Annotated in this window: 15 protein-coding genes; 6 read left to right on the top strand and 9 right to left on the bottom strand. The window is 73.2% G+C overall.

Going from position 1 to position 17,147, the window contains the following annotated elements; translation table 11 throughout:
* Positions 1–111: 111 nt before the first annotated feature.
* From ACZ5WC_RS04690 to ACZ5WC_RS04705, 4 genes are all read right to left on the bottom strand, one after another.
* The gene (locus ACZ5WC_RS04690) at positions 112–1,320 is read right to left on the bottom strand and encodes an ABC transporter permease (protein ID WP_468539486.1); all 1,209 of its coding nucleotides are present in this window, start codon (positions 1,318–1,320) and stop codon (positions 112–114) included.
* Positions 1,317–1,970, bottom strand: coding sequence for an ABC transporter ATP-binding protein (locus ACZ5WC_RS04695; RefSeq protein WP_468539945.1), 654 nt, complete (start codon positions 1,968–1,970; stop codon positions 1,317–1,319). Before ACZ5WC_RS04695 ends, ACZ5WC_RS04690 begins: the two co-directional genes overlap by 4 nt.
* A gap of 272 nt (positions 1,971–2,242) precedes the next feature.
* On the bottom strand, positions 2,243–3,304 hold the full coding sequence (locus ACZ5WC_RS04700) for an efflux RND transporter periplasmic adaptor subunit (RefSeq protein WP_468539487.1): 1,062 nt from the start codon (positions 3,302–3,304) through the stop codon (positions 2,243–2,245).
* Positions 3,301–3,846, bottom strand: coding sequence for a hypothetical protein (locus tag ACZ5WC_RS04705; RefSeq protein WP_468539488.1), 546 nt, complete (start codon positions 3,844–3,846; stop codon positions 3,301–3,303). Before ACZ5WC_RS04705 ends, ACZ5WC_RS04700 begins: the two co-directional genes overlap by 4 nt.
* Positions 3,847–3,979: 133 nt before the next feature.
* Between ACZ5WC_RS04705 and ACZ5WC_RS04710 the strand changes: the two genes are divergently transcribed.
* Positions 3,980–4,663: a response regulator transcription factor gene (locus ACZ5WC_RS04710; protein WP_311120921.1), complete on the top strand. Its 684-nt coding sequence runs from the start codon at positions 3,980–3,982 to the stop codon at positions 4,661–4,663.
* Entirely contained in the window at positions 4,660–5,835 is a 1,176-nt protein-coding gene (locus ACZ5WC_RS04715) for a sensor histidine kinase (protein WP_468539489.1), read from the top strand. The genes ACZ5WC_RS04710 and ACZ5WC_RS04715 overlap by 4 nt, the downstream gene beginning before the upstream one ends.
* Before the next feature lie 68 nt (positions 5,836–5,903).
* On the opposite strand, the gene ACZ5WC_RS04720 is transcribed toward ACZ5WC_RS04715, so the two are convergent.
* Entirely contained in the window at positions 5,904–6,659 is a 756-nt protein-coding gene (locus ACZ5WC_RS04720) for an SIS domain-containing protein (RefSeq protein ID WP_468539490.1), read from the bottom strand.
* Between the two features lie 246 nt (positions 6,660–6,905).
* Here ACZ5WC_RS04720 and ACZ5WC_RS04725 point away from each other — a divergent pair, with 246 nt between their 5' ends.
* Both ACZ5WC_RS04725 and ACZ5WC_RS04730 read left to right on the top strand, forming a co-directional pair.
* Positions 6,906–7,598, top strand: a complete 693-nt coding sequence (locus ACZ5WC_RS04725) for a metal-dependent transcriptional regulator (protein WP_096627696.1) — start codon at positions 6,906–6,908, stop codon at positions 7,596–7,598.
* Between the two features lie 555 nt (positions 7,599–8,153).
* Positions 8,154–9,047, top strand: coding sequence for an alpha/beta fold hydrolase (locus ACZ5WC_RS04730; RefSeq protein ID WP_468539491.1), 894 nt, complete (start codon positions 8,154–8,156; stop codon positions 9,045–9,047).
* A gap of 37 nt (positions 9,048–9,084) precedes the next feature.
* On the opposite strand, the gene ACZ5WC_RS04735 is transcribed toward ACZ5WC_RS04730, so the two are convergent.
* Genes ACZ5WC_RS04735 through ACZ5WC_RS04745 form a run of 3 tightly spaced genes read right to left on the bottom strand, consistent with a single transcriptional unit; the run spans position 9,085 to position 12,335 of the window.
* Positions 9,085–10,728: a transporter gene (locus ACZ5WC_RS04735; RefSeq protein WP_468539492.1), complete on the bottom strand. Its 1,644-nt coding sequence runs from the start codon at positions 10,726–10,728 to the stop codon at positions 9,085–9,087.
* The gene (locus tag ACZ5WC_RS04740; protein WP_468539493.1) at positions 10,725–11,588 is read right to left on the bottom strand and encodes an ABC transporter ATP-binding protein; all 864 of its coding nucleotides are present in this window, start codon (positions 11,586–11,588) and stop codon (positions 10,725–10,727) included. Before ACZ5WC_RS04740 ends, ACZ5WC_RS04735 begins: the two co-directional genes overlap by 4 nt.
* Positions 11,589–11,648: 60 nt before the next feature.
* Complete coding sequence (locus ACZ5WC_RS04745) at positions 11,649–12,335, bottom strand: bifunctional DNA primase/polymerase (protein WP_311122937.1); 687 nt, start codon at positions 12,333–12,335, stop codon at positions 11,649–11,651.
* Positions 12,336–12,581: 246 nt separating this feature from the next.
* Here ACZ5WC_RS04745 and ACZ5WC_RS04750 point away from each other — a divergent pair, with 246 nt between their 5' ends.
* Both ACZ5WC_RS04750 and ACZ5WC_RS04755 read left to right on the top strand, forming a co-directional pair.
* Positions 12,582–13,964, top strand: a complete 1,383-nt coding sequence (locus ACZ5WC_RS04750; RefSeq protein ID WP_468539494.1) for a transcriptional regulator — start codon at positions 12,582–12,584, stop codon at positions 13,962–13,964.
* A 173-nt stretch (positions 13,965–14,137) separates the two neighbouring features.
* Positions 14,138–15,730, top strand: a complete 1,593-nt coding sequence (locus tag ACZ5WC_RS04755; RefSeq protein WP_468539495.1) for a hypothetical protein — start codon at positions 14,138–14,140, stop codon at positions 15,728–15,730.
* Between the two features lie 91 nt (positions 15,731–15,821).
* On the opposite strand, the gene ACZ5WC_RS04760 is transcribed toward ACZ5WC_RS04755, so the two are convergent.
* A complete protein-coding gene (locus ACZ5WC_RS04760) occupies positions 15,822–17,093 on the bottom strand; it encodes an ABC transporter substrate-binding protein (protein WP_468539496.1) in 1,272 nt (423 codons plus the stop codon).
* Positions 17,094–17,147: the final 54 nt, after the last annotated feature.

The following is a 17,147-nucleotide window of genomic DNA, read 5'->3' on the forward strand; positions in this document are numbered from 1 at the left end:
GACCCCTGGCGGACCGGGAGAGGGGGACCCCCGGCGGACCGGGAGTGACGGAACCCCATGGCGGGCCGGGGGAGAGGGAACCCCATGGCGGGCCGGGGGAGAGGGAACCCCTCATGCCGCGTGCAGCGCCAGTGTCGGGGACAGGCGGGACGCCCGGACCGCCGGGTAGAGGCCCGCCACCGTGCCGATCACCAGCGTCGCGCCGAAGCCCCCGCCGACCGCCCACAGCGGGACCACCCAGGGCAGTCCGCCGGACGACGCGTAGACCCCCGTCGCCGCCGCGCCCAGGGCCACGCCCGCCAGGCCGCCCAGGCCGGACAGCATCAGCGACTCCGTGACGAACTGGACGCGGATCTGGCCCCGGGTCGCGCCCAGGGAGCGGCGCAGGCCGATCTCGTACCGGCGTTCCAGGACTGAAATGATCATGGTGTTGGCTACTCCGACGCCCCCGACCAGCAGCGCGATGCCGCCCAGGCCCAGCAGCAGGCTGCTGAACGCCCCCTCGGTCGCCGCCTTCGCGCGGAGCGCCGACGACGGGTCGGTCACCTTCACGTTCTGCGGGTTCCGCGGGTCGACCGTCGCCGCCATCGCCTTGCGTACGTCGTTGACCGCCGCGTCCGTCGAGCGCTCGTACACCGACGTCGGGTGGCCGTCGAAGGACAGCAGGCGTTTCGCGCCCTCCCAGCCGATCAGGGCGGAGCGCTCGATCTCCGGGGCGAGCGGGAGCGGGGCCAGGATGCCGACGACCGTGAAGTACCGGTCGCCCAGCCACACCTGCTGGCCCGGTTTCGTGACGCCGAGGCGTTCGGCGGAGACATGGCCGAGTACGGCGGAGGGGTAGCGGCCGGTCGCCGCGTTGAGCCAGCTGCCGCTGCTGACCTCGCCCCGCAGGACGCGGAGCAGATCGGCCGTGGTCGCCTTGACGGAGATCCCGCCCGTATCGCCCTCGTCGATCTTCTCGTTGCGGCGCACGGTCGTGTCCAGGTCGGCCGTCGCGCCGACCTCCTGCACGCCCTTGATCCGGCCCACCATTCCCACCGATTCCTCGGGCAGTTTGACGTCCTCACCGGCGAACATCGATTCGCCCGGCGAGGCCACGAGGAGGTTCGTGCCCAACTTGTCCAGTTCGCGGAGCAGTTGGGCCTGGCTGGAGGCGGAGATGCCGACCACCGAGATCATCGTGGCGATACCGATGGCGATGCCCAGGGCCGAGAGCACCACCCGCATCGGGCGGCTGCGCAGGCCCGCCGAGCCCACGTGCAGTACGTCCCGGGGGCCCAGCCGGGCCGCCTTCAGCCGGCCCCGGCCCGTGCGGCTCACCGGCCCGCCCCCGTCACCGTGGACGGTACGGAGGAAGGATTCCGTACGTCCGCCACCACCTGGCCGTCCCGGATGCGCACCTCGCGCGGCAGCTCCCGCGCGATCTCCGTGTCGTGCGTGATGACCGCGATCGTGGCCCCCTCCCGGTTGAGGTCGCGCAGCAGCCGCATCACCGCTTCCCCGGACGCCGAGTCCAGCGCCCCGGTCGGTTCGTCGGCCAGCAGCAGCGCGGGTTCGCCGACCACCGCCCGGGCGATGGCCACCCGCTGCTTCTGGCCGCCCGAGAGCTGGTGCGGCTTGTGGTCCACGCGGTCCGCGAGGCCCACCCGCTCCAGCGCCTCGGCGGCCTTGCGGCGGCGTACGGAGCGGGGCAGGCCGGAGTAGAGGAGGCCCTCCGCCACGTTGTCGCGGGCGCTGACGCCGGGGACCAGGTGGAACGCCTGGAAGACGAAGCCCACGTGCTGGGCCCGCAGCGCGGAGAGGCGGCGGTCGGAGAGGGCCGCCACGTCGTGGCCCGCGATGTGAACGGACCCGGCGGTGGGGCGGTCCAGGGTGCCGATGATGTGCAGCAGCGTGGACTTGCCGGAGCCGGAGGGGCCGACGATGCCGAGGAGTTCGCCCTCCTCGACGGTGAGGTCGACCCCGCGCAGCGCGGCGACCGGGCCCGGGTACTCCTTGGTGACGCCGGAGAGGGCGACGACCGTGCGGGTGCGGAGGGCCGCGTCCGTGCCCGTGCCCGTGCCTGGGTCCGTGCCCGTACCGGCGTATGCGTCCGTATCCGTACCGGCGTACGCGCTTGTGCCGGGAGCCGCGCTCGTGCCGGGGGCCGCGCTCGTGCCGGGGGCCGTATCCGTATCCGTGCCCGTACCGGCGTACGCGTCCGTGCCCGTACCCGCGTGGCTGCTCGTATCCGCGTGCCTGCTCATATCTTCGGCACCCCGACCTTCGTACCCTCACGCAGCCCGCCGCCCGAGACCTCCACCCGGCCCTCGGCGAACATGCCGAGCTCGACCTTCACCTCGCGGACCGTGCCGCCCTGGACGACCTGGAGGCCGAAGCCGCCGCCGGGCAGGGCGAGCAGCGCGTTCACCGGGACCGTCAGGACGTCCTTGCGGGTCTCGCCGGTCAGGCTGACCGTGACCGGGGACTGGTCGAACCCGCCGATGTCGTCCGGCTTGTCGAACGAGACGGTCAGCGTGACCTTGGGGCTGTCGTCCTGCGGGTCGTCGCCCGGCTTCGCCGTCCGGCCGACCGCTGAGACCTTCCCGGGCGCGGTGGTGCCGTCCGGCAGATCCACCGTGACCTTCGTGCCCGCCTTGGCCAACTGGCTCTCGGCCACGTCCAGCCGGAAGGTCACGATGCGCTCGGAGCCGGTCGTGACGAGGACCGGGGCGCCCGGCTGGGCCTGCTCGCCGACCCCTGCCTCGACGCTCTTGACCCGGACCTTCCCCGCCGCGAACGCGATGTCCTGCGGCCCCACCTTCCCGGTCCGCTTCGCGTCGTGGGACTTCTGCCAGCGCTTGACGGCCGCCGCCGTCAGCTCGGTGTACTCGTCGTCCGGGGTGAAGCCCGTGTAGCCGAGCTCCGCGAGATTGCGCTCCAACTGCTCCACGTCCCGGCCCTTGTCACCCGGCTTCAGCGTCCGGTACATGGGCCCGGAGCCGTACATCAGGCGGACCGGACGGCCGTCGACCTCGTACAGCCGCTCGTTCCGCCGCACGGTCGAGCCGGTGCGCGGCGTCCAGGTCATGGTTCCCGCCGCGCCCGCGTTGACCTTGCGCTCCCTGTCGTAGCCGAGCGTGCCGTCCGCCTGCGCGCTGTCGCGCAGATCGCCGCGCTCGACCGGTGCCGTGGCCGGGGGCAGCCCGGTGTCCCTCGCCCCTCCGTCGCCCTCCTCGCCGGAACCGAGCCGGGTGAGCGCTAGCGAACCCGCCGCCACGGCGAGCACCACCACCGCTGCGGCCGCGGCCCGTCCGCGCCTCATCGGCCCACGCTTTCGCACGCCTTGTTGGCCTTCTCGAACTTCTTCATGTCCTTCGGCTTCATCGCGGGCGCCGCCTGCATCGCCCCGCCGTCGAACTTCGGGTCGGGCATGTCGATGCCGTTCTCGCGCATGCACCGGGCGAAGGCGACCATCTTGTCCTTCTCCGCCTGGGTCAGCTCCTTGGGGCCGCCGCCGACCGCCTTGTCCTGGCAGGCCTTGAACGCCTTCTCCATCTTTTCCTTGCTCATGCTGCCGCCGTCCACGGTGAGGCCGACGCCGGCCTCGCCCGACTTGGGCTCCTTGATGTCCAGGCCCTGCTCGCGCAGGCACTTGCGGTGCTCCAGCGCCTGGTCCTCCTCCGTCTTCTTCGAGGAGGAAGCCGATCCGCCGTTCCTGGTGCCGCCGCCGTCCGAGCAGCCGGCCGCTGTCAGGGCGACGGCCGCTGCGGCCAGAACGGCGGCGGTCCGGTGGAGAAGGGTGCGGGGAAGGGGGTGGGAGTGGGGGCGGGAATGGGGGCGGGAATGGGGCGTGGTGATCGTCATCGCTTTGGGGCTCCTCGTCCGTTGCTGACAGGCCGGGTGCGAACAGCCCCGAGCGTGCGCGAGGACGCGGTTTCGTTTCTCTCAGCGCCGGTGCTTACACCGACGAAACATCGCTTTCGGGTACACAGGGCCCATGCGTGTGCTGGTGGTGGAGGACGAGGAATTCCTGGCGGAGATGATCGCCGAGGGGCTGCGCCGTGACGCCGTCGCCGTGGACGTGGCCCCCGACGGCCGGGCGGCACTGGACCGGCTGCGGTTCGGCGCGTACGACGTGATGATCCTCGACCGCGATCTGCCCGGGCTGCACGGCGACGAGGTGTGCCGGAAGGTCGTCGCGATGCGGCTGCTCACCCGGATTCTGATGCTCACCGCGTCGGGGACCGTACGGGACCGGGTGGCCGGGCTCGGGATCGGCGCCGACGACTACCTGACCAAGCCGTTCGCGTACGACGAACTCCTCGCCCGGGTCCTCGCGCTCGGCCGCCGCGCCCGCCCCGCGCTCCCGCCCGTCCTGGAACGGGCCGGGCTGACCCTGGACACCGCCCGCCGCCAGGTCTGCCGCGACGGCCGTTACCTGTCCCTCTCCCGCAAGGAGTTCGCCGTGCTGGAAACCCTGCTGCGGGCCGAGGGCGCGGTCGTCAGCGGCGACGACCTGATCGAGGAGGTGTGGGAGGAGGACACCAGCTACCGCACCAACGCCGTCCGCGTCACCCTCTCCAAGCTCCGCGCCAAGCTCGGCGCGCCCCCGGTGATCGAGACGGTCCCGGGCGCCGGTTACCGCATCGGCGACGGGCCGCGGGCGGGTGGCGCCCGGTGAACAGCGAGCGCACCCGGCTCACCGCCCTGTACGGCGGGCTCCTGATGCTGGCCGGGGTCCTGCTGATGGGGCTCGTCTACCTCCTGGTCAGCGAGGGCCTGTACGCCAGCATCGTCACCGCCGTCGCCCCCGCCGTCCCCTCGTCCCAGCTGGACGCGGCCGCCGCCGCCACTCCCGCGCTGCCCTCGGGGGACTGGGCGCGGACCACCAGGCTCGAACCCGGCCAGATCGCCGTCGCGCAGAAGCTCAGCACCGCCGCCGGGGACGCCGCGCTCAACCAGCTCCTCACCGTCTCCGCGGTTTCCCTCGCCGGCTACTCGGCGCTCTCCGTCGCGCTCGCCTGGTGGATGGCGGGCCGGGTACTGCGGCCGGTCGGCGTCATCACCGCCCGAGCCCGCCGGCTGTCCGGCAGCAACCTGCACGAGCGCATCGCGCTGAAGGCCCCGCCCGGTGAGCTGAAGGAGCTGGCCGACACCTTCGACGGGATGCTCGACCGGATCGAGGAGCTGGTCGCCGCCCGGCAGCGGTTCGCCGCCAACGCCGCCCACGAGCTGCGCACCCCGCTCGCCGTGCAGCGGGCCGCCGCCGAGATCGGCCTGGCCGACGACCCGCCGCCCGAGAAGGTCGCCTGGATCCGCGACAAGCTCATCGACACCGCCGACGACAGCGAGCAGCTCATCGAGGGCCTGCTGCTCCTCGCGGTCTCCGACGAGGGCCTGCGGCGGCGCGAGCGGGTCGACCTGGACACGGCCACATCGACGGTCACCGAGGCGCTGGCCGCCGAGGCGAGGGAACGGTCCGTCACCGTCGAGGTGGAGGCCCGGCCGGTGAGCGTCGAGGGCGATCCGGTGCTGCTGGACCACCTCGTGCACAACCTGGTCGCCAACGCGCTGCGCCACAACCACCCCGGCGGGAGCGTACGGGTCCGGGTCGGGCCGGGCTGCCTGGAGGTCGCCAACACCGGCCCGGCCGTCGACCCGGCGACCGTGCCGCTGCTGTTCGAGCCGTTCCGCCGGGCGCAGGCCCGCCGCCATGCCCCCGGCGAGGGCGCGGGCCTCGGGCTCTCCATCGTGGCGTCGGTCGCCCGCGCGCACGGCGGCGCGGTGAGCGCCACGGCGAACCCGGGCGGGGGGCTCACGGCCCGGGTCACGTTCCCGACGGCGTACCGGTAGGCGGTGTACGGACCGGACCTGAGTGGGGGCCGCGTACCGGTACCTGAGTGGGGGCCGCGTACCGGACCTCAGTGCCGGTAGAAGATCCGGTCCCGGTACTCCGTCATCACCCGGCCGTTCCACTCGTGGCCGCCGTCGACGTTCCCCGAGCGCAGGAGCGGCGGCTCGATGCCCCGGGACACCAGCCGCTCGGCAGCGGCGGCCAGCATCGCCTGCATGATCGCGCTGGTCACCACCGTCGAGGCCGGGGCGAAGGGGGCCTCGATGCCGGGGGCCGTCAGCTCCGCGTCACCGATCGCGATCTTGCTGTCCAGGACGATGTCGCAGTGGTCCCGCAGGAAGCCGCCCGAGGCGTGCCGGGAGCGGGTGTTCTCGGCGTACGCGACCGAGGTGACGCCGATGACCTTCAGCCCGAGGGCGCGGGCGTTCTGCGCCATCTCCACGGGCAGCGCGTTGCGCCCGGACAGCGAGATGATCACGAGGACGTCCCCGGCGGTGGCGGGGCTGGTGTCCAGGACGGCCGAGGCGAGCCCGTCCACCCGCTCCAGGGCCGAACCCAGGGTGGCGGGCATGACGTCCACGCCGACGACGCCGGGGACGGTGAGCAGGTTCATCAGGGCCAGGCCGCCCGCCCGGTAGACGACGTCCTGGGCGGCGAGCGAGGAGTGCCCCGCGCCGAACGCGAACAGCCGGCCGCCCGCCTCCACGGTGTCGGCGATGGCCGTGCCCGCGGCGTCGATCGAGGCCGCCTCCTCGTCGCGCACCCGCTGGAGCAGGCCGATCGCCGCGTCGAAGAACTGACCGGCCAGCTTGCTGTCGCTCATCGGGGAGAGCCCTTTCGGCGGGGGACGACGGGGTGGATCGACGGGGTGGATCGACGGGGTGGGAATGCCCGTGCCGCCGATCACGTTGCGGTCTGGACCAGTGGCCTGTCAATAGCGCCCGGCGCCCTCGTCCGCACGGTCTTCCACCGGTCTCGCGCCGGGGCGGCACGGTTGTCGCCGCTATGCGTCAGAATTGGTACAGGGCCATCGCACGACGTTTTCTAGTCACAGCATCGAGGGGCACGTATGTCCGGACTGATCGACACCACGGAGATGTATCTCCGCACCATCCTCGAACTGGAAGAGGAAGGCGTCGTGCCCATGCGCGCCCGTATCGCCGAACGGCTGGACCAGAGCGGTCCGACCGTCAGCCAGACGGTCGCTCGTATGGAGCGCGACGGTCTGGTCCAGGTCGCGGGGGACCGCCACCTGGAGCTGACCGAGGAGGGCCGCCGCCTCGCCACCCGTGTGATGCGCAAGCACCGGCTCGCCGAGTGTCTCCTCGTCGACGTGATCGGCCTGGAGTGGGAGCAGGTCCACGCCGAGGCCTGTCGCTGGGAGCACGTGATGAGCGAGGCGGTGGAGCGGCGCGTGCTGGAGCTGCTGCGTCACCCGACCGAGTCGCCGTACGGGAATCCCATCCCGGGCCTGGAGGAGCTGGGCGAGAAGGCCGAGGCCGACCCGTTCCTGGACGCCTCCATGGTGAGCCTGGCCGAGCTCGATCCGGGCACCGAGGGCAAGACCGTGGTGGTGCGGCGGATCGGCGAGCCGATCCAGACCGACGCCCAGCTGATGTACACGCTGCGGCGGGCCGGGGTGCAGCCCGGGTCCGTGGTCAGCGTGACCGAGTCGCCCGGCGGAGTGCTGGTCGGCTCCAGCGGGGAGGCGGCCGAGCTGGACGCCGAGATCGCCTCGCACGTCTTCGTCGCCAAGCGCTGACGCGTTCGTTGCCCGGGGCCGAGGCGGCCGGGCGCTGGTTTCCCTCCGGAATCGCAGCGCCGGGGGCGCATCGCGTGCCAGGCTGAGCCCAGGCAGGGGAGGGAGCAGGGAATGCGCCCGTTATACCGGCACGCGCACCGGACGGTGCCCACCGAGCCCTGTGGGGCCCTTGTCGCCTTCGTTGTCGTCGTTGCCGTCGCCGGGCGGAGCCGGTCCCGGGCGCGGTCTCGGGACCGGTTTTGGGAGCGGTCTCAGGGCCCTTCCCGGGGGCGCCCCCGGACAGGGGTCGGCCCCGGCGTCCGAAGACGCCGGGGCCTGTCCTCCCCTGTGCTGACCCGGAGCCCCGAGCTCTCAAGGTCATTCCCCGCGGCCCGTTGTCCCCGAGCGGTCCGCCTCCTGGTGAAGATCTCCCCACGGCGGTCGGCGCCAATCCTGGACGGGTGTCACTCGAACGTGGGGTGTTGGGTGGCACATCTCCGTTTTCGAATACAGGTTCGATAGCCTGGCGAGGCGGGACCACACGGTGATCGAGGACCAGAAGGGGGTGCCAGGACTATGGTGCGGCGCATCGATGTGACCGGAACCGACGGCGTACGCCTCGCGGCATGGGAGTTCGCCGACCCGCCCAAGGGGCGTGCGGAGAGCGACCGCGCCCCCGGCGTCTTATTGCTTCACGGGCTCATGGGCCGGGCCTCCCACTGGGCCCCCACCGCCCGCTGGCTGGCCGAGCGGTATCGCGCGGTCGGCCTCGACCAGCGGGGCCACGGCCGCAGCGAGAAGCCGGCCGAGGGTCCGTACACCCGCGAGGCCTACGTCTCCGACGCCGAGGCCGCGATCGAACAGCTCGGGCTCGGTCCCGTCACCGTCGTCGGCCACGCCATGGGAGCGCTCACCGGCTGGCAGCTCGCCGCCAAGCGCCCCGACCTCGTCCGCGCCGTCGTCATCTGCGACATGCGGGCCTCCGCCCTCGGCGCCGCCTCCCAGCGTGAGTGGAGCGACTGGTTCGACTCCTGGCCGCTGCCCTTCGCCACCCTCGCCGACGTACGGAAGTGGTTCGGCGAGGACGACCCCTGGGTGGAGCGGCCGAGCCCCTCTCGCGGCGAGTTCTACGCCGAGGTGATGGCCGAGTGCGAGGACGGCTGGCGTCCCGTCTTCTCCCGCCGCCAGATGCTCCGCTCCCGCGCCACCTGGGTCTTCGACGCCCACTGGGAGGAGCTGGCCCAGGTGCGGTGCCCGGCGCTGGTGCTGCGCGGCCTCGACGGGGAGCTGGGCCGTGCCGAGGCCCAGGAGATGGTCCGCGTCCTGCCCCGCGGTCAGTACGCGGAGGTGGCGGACGCGGGCCACCTCATCCACTACGACCAGCCGGAGGGCTGGCGGGCGGCGGTGGAGCCGTTCCTGGAACAGCTCGCCGAGGACAGCCGGGGCGACCGGGAGCCGGTCGCCCCGTAGGGCCTGTCCGACAATTCCTGGAGCCGTCGGCAGGGGGTCACCCCTTGCTGACCGCCGAAAGGATCTCCGGCAGCCGGTTCGCCGTGCGCGTCGCGGCGAGCTTCAGCCCGGCCCACCCGATGAACGCCCCGTACGCGACGCCCCCCGGCACCATGAGCCACAGAGCGCCATGGTGGTCCGCGGTGTGCAGCCAGATCGTCACCGCGATCACCGGCGCGGCCAGCAGCGCGGACGCCACCATGCCGCCGAGGATCGAGATCCAGGCCAGCCCGCCCTGTCCCGGAGCCACGTTCTTGAACGCGCCCTCCTGCGGGATCGAGTACGCGAACAGCGCCGAGGTCACCGCTCCCGTCGACATCATCGCGCCCAGCAGCGCGAAGGACAGGCCCAGCGCCCCCGGCAGGGACTCCCAGTCCCCGATCACCGCAGCCGTCACCGCACAGACCACCAGCGTGTACGGGAGCGTGATCAGCAGCAGGGCCAGTGCGCGGGCCCGCAGCTCGACGTACGCGTCCCGGGGCGAGGAGATCGTCAGCGCCACCATCCAGAACGCCGAGGTGTCCTGGCCGAACTGGTTGTACATCTGCATACCGAGCATGCCCGCGGCGAAGCACGCGAGGTACACCGAGCCGGTGCCCTGGAACGCGTTGAGCAGCGGCACGATCGCGCCGATCGCCAGCGCCGTCACCCAGCCCGCCTTGGTCTTCGGGTCCCGCGCCACATACCGCAGGCTTCGCTGCACGACCGTTCCCGTACGGCCCTCCGGCAGCAGCCCCGCCAGACCGCCGCGGCCGGCGGACGACTCCTTGCGGGACGGTTCGGCCGCCGCCAGCGTCGAGCCGTCCGGCGCGGTCATCAGCTTCACCAGGCTCCGCTGCCACATCCACAGCAGCGACGCCAGAGCCGCCACCGTGATCAGCAGCTGGAGGACCGCGACACCCGGCGAACCGGCCGACGCCGAGTCCACCGCCCCTATCGCGGAGGCACCGGGCAGCCAGCGGACCACGCCCGCCGCCGGGTCGAGCGCGGAGAGCCCGCCGGACTGCCCGAGCCGCTGCGCGCCGAAGTTGACGAACTGGATGCCCACCGCGATCACCAGCCCGCTGAGCACCGCGAGGTCGCGGCCCTTGCGGGAGTTCAGCAGCCGTACGTTGGCGGTGGCCACCGTCCGCGACAGCGCCACGCAGAGCAGCATCGTCAGCGGGACGGCGAGGACCGCGAACACCACCCCGGCCGCCCCCTGCGCCAGCGCGAGGACCGACCCGGCCACCAGGCACAGCGTGAAGAGCGGGCCGATGCCGATCATCGACGACACCAGCAGGGCCCGCACCAGCGGCTGCGGCCGCAGCGGCAGCATCGCCAGCCGGGTCGGGTCGAGGGTGTCGTCGCCACTGGGGAAGAACAGCGGCAGCACCGCCCAGCCGAGCGCCACGACGCCGGTGAGCAGCACCACGACCGTGCCCGCGTGCTCGTCGCCGCGCAGCAGGACCAGGCCCAGGACCTGCCCGGCGGCGACCAGCAGGGTGAGGACCAGGGAGACGATGAACGCGGCCCTGCGCCCGGCGGACTGCCGCAGCCCGTTCCGCAGGAGCGACAGCTTCAGCCGTACGAAGACCGGTGTCAGGCCCGACGTCGGCGCGGCCGGGGCGGCGGCGGTGACCGGGGCGTCCAGCACGCTCATCGGGAGCCGCCCAGCCAGTCGAGGGCGTCGCCGGTGTCCCGGCCGCTCGCGCCGACCAGTTCGAGGAAGGCGTGCTGCAACGAGGGGGCGTCGCCGCGCACCTCGGCCAGCGTGCCGCGCGCGGTGATCCGGCCCGCCGCCATCACCGCCACCCAGTCGCACAGCGACTCGACCAGCTCCATGACATGGCTGGAGAAGACCACCGTCGCCCCGGACCGGGTGTAGCGCTCCAGCACCCCGCGGATCGTCTGCGCGGAGACCGGGTCGACGCCCTCGAAAGGCTCGTCCAGGAACAGCACTTCGGGGTTGTGGAGGAGTGCGGCCGCGAGGCCGATCTTCTTCCGCATACCGGTCGAGTAGTCGACGACCAGCTTGTGCTGCGCACCCGCCAGGTCCAGCACGTCGAGCAGCTGGGTGGCCCGCTTGTCGACCTCGTCACCGGGGAGACCGCGCAACCTCCCGTTGTACGCGAGGAGTTCGCGTCCCGACAGCCGCTCGAAGAGCCGCAGCCCCTCCGGCAGCACGCCGATCCGGGACTTCACCTCGACCGGGTCCGTCCACACGTTGTGGCCCGCGACCTCGACCGTCCCCATGTCGGGCCGCAGCAGCCCGGTGATCATCGAGAGCGTGGTCGTCTTACCGGCCCCGTTGGGCCCCACCAGCCCGATGAACTTGCCCGCGGGCAGCTCCAGATCGATCCCCGAGACGGCGACCTGCTCCCCGAACCGCTTCCACAGCCCCTGTACGCGGACAGCGGGGGCCGCCGTCGGCGCACCGCCCGCTGTCGCGTCTGCTTCTGCACGCGCGCCTCTCTCGGTGCGCGTGTCTGTCTCCGTACGTGCATCTGCCCGGTCCGGCATGGCACAGCCTTTCGATATCCCCACGTGGTGGGGACCACCCTACGAAAGGCTTCCGGAGCCCTACGAGGTCCGGGTGCGGGCGTCGGCCGCCTCACGTGCGCAGGCGTACGCCAGCGGGCTGATCAGCTCGTCCACATCGGGCAGCCAGCGGTTGACGTGGGTGGGCTTACGGGCCCACTGCACGGCCCCGCGCCCGCCGACCCGGGTCGGCGGAGCGGCGATGTAGTGGCCCTCGCCCCGGCCGGTCAGATCGATCGCCTCGGCGTTCCAGCCGAGCGCGCGCACCAGCTCGGGGGCCTTGGCCGCGGCCCCGGGCAGCACGAAGAACATCATCCGGCGGTCGGGCGTGCAGGTGACCGGGCCGAGGGTCAGGTCCATCCGCTCCATCCGCGCCAGCGCCAGGAAGCCCGCGGCCTCCGGGACCTCCAGCGCGTCGAAGGTGCGCCCGGTCGGCAGCAGCACCGAGGCGCGCGGCTGCCGGGACCACATGCGCCGGGCGGCGGCCCCGCTGCCGGTCGCCTGGCCCGCCCAGTCGGGCCGGTCCGCGTGGGCCCCGGGCAGGGCGCAGGCCGGCTCGCCGCAGGAGCAGCGCTCCCTGCCCTCCACCGCCTCCAGCCAGGTGCCGGGGAACACGTCCCAGTGGCGCTCTTCCGCATACCGCACCGCGGCGTCGAGCAGGTGATCCCCCCGCTGCTGAGGGACTTGTGCGGCTTCCGTGACTCCGATGGGCTCTTCCACGACCAGCACAACTCCCGGCGTCACCGGGGGTTACGGCCTCCCCATGACCGGGTCACGGCGCATCGATCCTGCACGCGGGGCGCATCGGTGCATGGACGGGGGCGCGCGTGAGGCGTCGTACCGAAGGGCGGGTAGCCACCTTCAGGACCGCCGACCGTACCGAATGCCGATGGAATATGCGCATTTCTTGTGTATGTGCCGGGCAGTGATCCCTTCCACCGATCACTGCACATAACCGATGCTTCAGGGGGACATATGGCTGCAAGGCCTCTCGTAGCCCGCCAGCCCAACGAACGGCTCCAGACGCTCATCCAGGAGGCCGCCTGTTCCAACGCGGGCCTCGCGCGCCGCGTGAACATGGTCGGGGCCGAGCGAGGGCTCGACCTGCGCTACGACAAGACCTCCGTGGCGCGCTGGCTGCGCGGACAGCAACCCCGGGGCCGGGCCCCGGGGATCATCGCCGAGGCGCTCGGCCGCAAGCTCGGCCGTACGGTCACCATCGACGAGATCGGCATGGCCAACGGCAAGAACCTGGCCTCCGGCGTCGGCCTCCAGTACGCGCCGACCGTGGCCGGGGCCGTCGAGCAGGTCTGCGAGCTGTGGCGCAGCGACGTGGGCCGCCGCGATCTGCTCACCGGTTCGGCCATCGCCGCCTCCGCGCTGGTCGAGCCCAGCCGGGACTGGCTGATCTCCGGCGCCGACCCGCAGGTCGAGCGGACGGCCGGGGCCCGGGTCGGGATGTCCGACGTGGAGGCGGTGCGGGCGATGACCACCGCCCTGACCGACCTCGACCACCGCTTCGGCAGCGGCCATGTCCGCCCGGTGCTCGTGCACTACCTCAACAGCGTGGTCTCCGGGCTGCTTTCGGGTGCGTACCGCGAACAGGTGGGGCGTGAGCTGTTCGGCGCGGTGGCCCGGCTCACCGAACTCGGCGGGTACATGGCGGTCGACACCGGTCAGCCCGGCCTCGCCCAGCGGTACTACATCCAGGCCCTGCGGCTCGCCCAGGCGGCGGGCGACCGGGCCTACGGCGGCTATGTGCTGGCCGCCTCCATGAGCCATCTCGCCGCCCAGCTCGGCAACCCGCGCGAGATCGCCCAACTGGCCCGCGCCGCACAGGAAGGGGCCCGGGGGCAGGTCACCCCCCGCGCCCAGGCGATGTTCTACGCGGCCGAGGCCCGGGGGCACGCGTTGCTCGGGGACGCCAGGACCTGCCACGCGGTGGCGGGGCGGGCGGTCGCCGCGCTGGAGCAGGCAGACCCGGACACGGGCGACGACCCGGTCTGGATCGCGCACTTCGACGCGGGCTACCTCGCGGACGAACTGGCCCACTGCCACCGGGACCTGGGGCAGGCGCAGGAGGCCGCCCGGCGGGCCAGGGAGGCGCTGGCCGCGTTGCCGGAGACCCGGGCGCGGCGCCGGGGCATCGGGCTGGTGCTCCTCGCCTCGGCCCAGGTCCAGCAGCGCGAGGTGGAGCGGGCCTGCCACACGGGGACGCGGGCGATGGAGCTCCTGGGGACGGTGCGTTCCACCCGGGGCGCCGAGTACCTCGACGACCTCCAGCAGCGGCTCGCGCCCTACGCCGAGGAGCCCGCGGTACGGGAGTTCGGCGAGCGGCTGGAGCTCCAGGCGGCGTGATCCCGCGGTTGCGGGCCCGGTCGCGCGGGTCCGCCCGATAACAGCGTCGTGGGGCGGCCGGATGTCACCCCCGCTGTGAAGGGGTCGTGAGGGGCCCTACGCGCTTGGCGGAGGCGGGTGACCACCCGATAGCGTGAGCCGACGATTCCGTAGGTTCACACGTAGGAGTCCCGGTGACGCAGAGCGGACAGGGCGGACAGGGCGGCGAGCAGCAGCTCCCCGCCGCACGACCCGCGCATGAGGGTGTCGTCCTGCCCGCCGACGGCGGTGCCCCCTGGACCCCGGGGGGACCCGCGGCCGGAGGACAGGACCCGCACGGCGGACACGGCGAACAGGCGGCCCCCGCGGGCGGACAGCCGTGGGGGCAGCCGTGGGGGCCGCGGTCCGACGCACCGCCGCAGCCGGACCCGCAGGCGTCGGGGCACTACGGCTACCCGCAGCCCCAGGCGCAGGCACAGCCCCTTCCGCCCGCGCAGACGCCGGACGCCGGGGCGTATCAGCAGCCGGACGTGTATCAGCAGCCCGGGGCGTATCAGCAGCCCCAGCAGCATGGCTCGTACCAGCAGCCCCAGCCGCAGCAGCCGCCCCAGCCCCTGCCGTACGCGCAGCCGCTGCCGCCGGAGGCCGTGCCGGGTACGCGGGGAGGCCCCGGGGCTCCCGGTGCTCCCGGCGGTGACGCGGACGCCACGCAGTACATCGCGCCCGTCCCGGGAGGCGCCGGGCCCGTCGGGACGCCCCAGCCCGGCGGCGACGCGGATGCCACGCAGTACATACCTCCGGTGCCCGGCGGCGCCCCGTACGGGGTCAGGCCGGGGGACCGGCAGCCGCCCGCGGAGTTCGACAACCTGTTCCGCGCGGAGGGTCCGGCGGGCGGCACGCAGCAGATGCCGCGGTTCGGCACGGGGCAGCAGGCCCCGCCCCCGCACCAGGGGCAGCAGGCCCAGCCCACGTACCAGCAGCCTCCGCAGCAGGGCTACCAGCCCCAGCAGCCGCACCGGGGCGAGCAGTTGCCGCCCCACGCTCCCCACTCCCACCAGGCCTCCCCGGGCTACCGGTCCGGCCTCCAGGGGCTCCAGGGCCGTACGGAGCAGGACGGGCCGGCCCCGCACCAGGACGCCGAGCCGCCGCGCCGGCGCTCCGCGCACGTCCCGCTGATCGCCGCCGTCGTCGTCGGCTGCGCGGTCCTCGGGCTCGGCGCGGGCGCCCTGATGAGCGGCGGCGACGACTCCCCCAAGGACGACAAGCAGACGGTGGCGGCGCAGAGTTCACCCCCGGCCGAGGAGCCCGCCCCCAAGGAGGCGCCCGACCCCGCGAAGCCGCAGGCCGAGGCGCTGGACAAGCTGCTGGACGACAGCAACGACAGCCGCGCCGCGGTGATCAGCGCGGTCGAGAAGATCAAGTCCTGCAAGGACCTTGACCAGGCGAACACCGACCTCAGGGGCGCCGCCCAGCAGCGCCGCGACCTGCTGACCCGGCTCGACGGCCTGACCCTGGACGAGCTGCCGCGCCACGCCGAGCTGACGTCCTCGCTCACCCGGGCGTGGAAGGCCTCCGCCGCGGCCGACGAGCACTACGCCACCTGGGCCCGGCAGGCCAAGAAGAACAAGAACGTCTGCAAGGGCGGCAAGGCCCGGTCGACGAAGGAGACCGCCAGCGGCAACCAGCAGAGCGGGGTGGCCACCCAGGCCAAGCGCGAGGCGTCGCGACTCTGGAACGTGATCGCCGAGAAGTACGGCCTCACCAAGCACGCGTACACCGAGCTCTGAGCGACCGGCTTCCGAGCCCTCCGGGGCCTCTGAGCCTTCTGGGCCCGCTGAGCGGAAGACCGGGGTCCGGCGCCGGCCGGGACCCCGGCCGTCAGCTGTGCGGGGCGTCCGTCAGGGCCTCCGCGACATCCACGAAGCCCTCCCTCTCGGCAGTGAGACGGCCCTCGCGGACCACCTGGAACGTCACCTTCGTGTTGACGATGCGCGGGTAGGCCGACGCGCCGACCAGGTCCCGGAAGCGCCAGCGGAGCGTCGGGGTCAGGCCGCCGGTGTCGACCTCGGTGCCCCGGTTGAGGGTGGCGGCGATCCGGCCCGAGGTGACCTCGTCGTCGTCGATCGCCGCGACGGCCGCCCGCAGCGCCGTGTACGCGATCCACGTCGTCTGGACGGCGGTGTCGTCCGGGTCGATGCGGTTGTCCCCGAAGGCGTAGCGCTTGATCACCGAGCGCATCTCCTTCCACCGGGCGTCGCCCGATTCCGGGTACCAGCCGGTGACGTGGGCCCCCTCGAACGGGCTGTTCCGGCCGCCCGTGCGGGTGATGAGCGGCTGGCTGACGCTGCCGAGGACGGAGGAGACCGTGACCCGATCGCCTTCCGCCTCCAGCCGGCGGAAGGAGTCGAAGAAGGTCTCCGTGCGGGAACCGAGCACCGCCGTCACACAGCTGCCGCCGGACCGCTCCAGCGCCTTCGCGGCCTGCTTGTCGTAGGAGGTGGCGTCCTCGGGGGCCAGGATGTCGGTGGACTTCGGCCGGTCGGCGGCCAACAGCCCGTTGTTGAGGAGCTGCGGCATGCCGTCGCCGCCGATCGTGTCGGGCCGGACCAGCGAGACCCGCGCGCAGGAACGCGCCAGCTGCTGTCCGTGACCGGCCAGCAGCGCGGACTGGCCGCCGTTGACCGGGTAGGAGAGGTAGCTGCTGAACTCCTCGGTGGAGGCGCCGTAGCCGCCGATGTACGGGACGCCGCCCGCCTCCAGCGCGGGCATGAAGCTCTGCCCGTGCCGGCTGTACGAGCCGACGACGGCGGCCACCTCCTTCTTGACGGCCTCCCGCGCGCACCGCTCGGCGCCGAGCGCGGTGTCGCCCTCGTCGCAGACGATCACCCGCAGCTCGCGCCCTCCGATACCGCCGGTGTCGTTGACCCAGCGGGCGTACGCCCGGGCCATCACGGGCACCCCGGCCCGCTGCACCGAGCTGACGTCGTCCGAGCGGTCGGGCGCCCACGTCATCACGGTGACGGGCTCCCTGGATCCCCCCGAGGCCCCAGGGAGCACACCGCAGCCGGTCAGCAGCAACGCACCTGCGGCCGCCGCGGCGATGCCGTGCTGGAAGGGGCGGGGGAACAGGGCGCGTCGCCGTCCGGTCATGGCACCGAACCCTTCCGCGCCCGGGGTAACAGCGCGGTGTGTGATTCTCAACGC

This window comes from Streptomyces sp. NPDC033165 (assembly GCF_055577965.1).

Bases quoted from the DNA above. Each gene is read 5' to 3' on its own strand.
- ACZ5WC_RS04705 (WP_468539488.1), bottom strand. From the start codon at position 3,846: ATGACGATCACCACGCCCCATTCCCGCCCCCATTCCCGCCCCCACTCC.
- ACZ5WC_RS04725 (WP_096627696.1), top strand. From the start codon at position 6,906: ATGTCCGGACTGATCGACACCACGGAGATGTATCTCCGCACCATCCTC.
- ACZ5WC_RS04700 (WP_468539487.1), bottom strand. From the start codon at position 3,304: ATGAGGCGCGGACGGGCCGCGGCCGCAGCGGTGGTGGTGCTCGCCGTG.
- ACZ5WC_RS04750 (WP_468539494.1), top strand. From the start codon at position 12,582: ATGGCTGCAAGGCCTCTCGTAGCCCGCCAGCCCAACGAACGGCTCCAG.
- ACZ5WC_RS04760 (WP_468539496.1), bottom strand. From the start codon at position 17,093: ATGACCGGACGGCGACGCGCCCTGTTCCCCCGCCCCTTCCAGCACGGC.
- ACZ5WC_RS04720 (WP_468539490.1), bottom strand. From the start codon at position 6,659: ATGAGCGACAGCAAGCTGGCCGGTCAGTTCTTCGACGCGGCGATCGGC.
- ACZ5WC_RS04710 (WP_311120921.1), top strand. From the start codon at position 3,980: ATGCGTGTGCTGGTGGTGGAGGACGAGGAATTCCTGGCGGAGATGATC.
- ACZ5WC_RS04740 (WP_468539493.1), bottom strand. From the start codon at position 11,588: ATGCCGGACCGGGCAGATGCACGTACGGAGACAGACACGCGCACCGAG.
- ACZ5WC_RS04730 (WP_468539491.1), top strand. From the start codon at position 8,154: ATGGTGCGGCGCATCGATGTGACCGGAACCGACGGCGTACGCCTCGCG.
- ACZ5WC_RS04735 (WP_468539492.1), bottom strand. From the start codon at position 10,728: ATGAGCGTGCTGGACGCCCCGGTCACCGCCGCCGCCCCGGCCGCGCCG.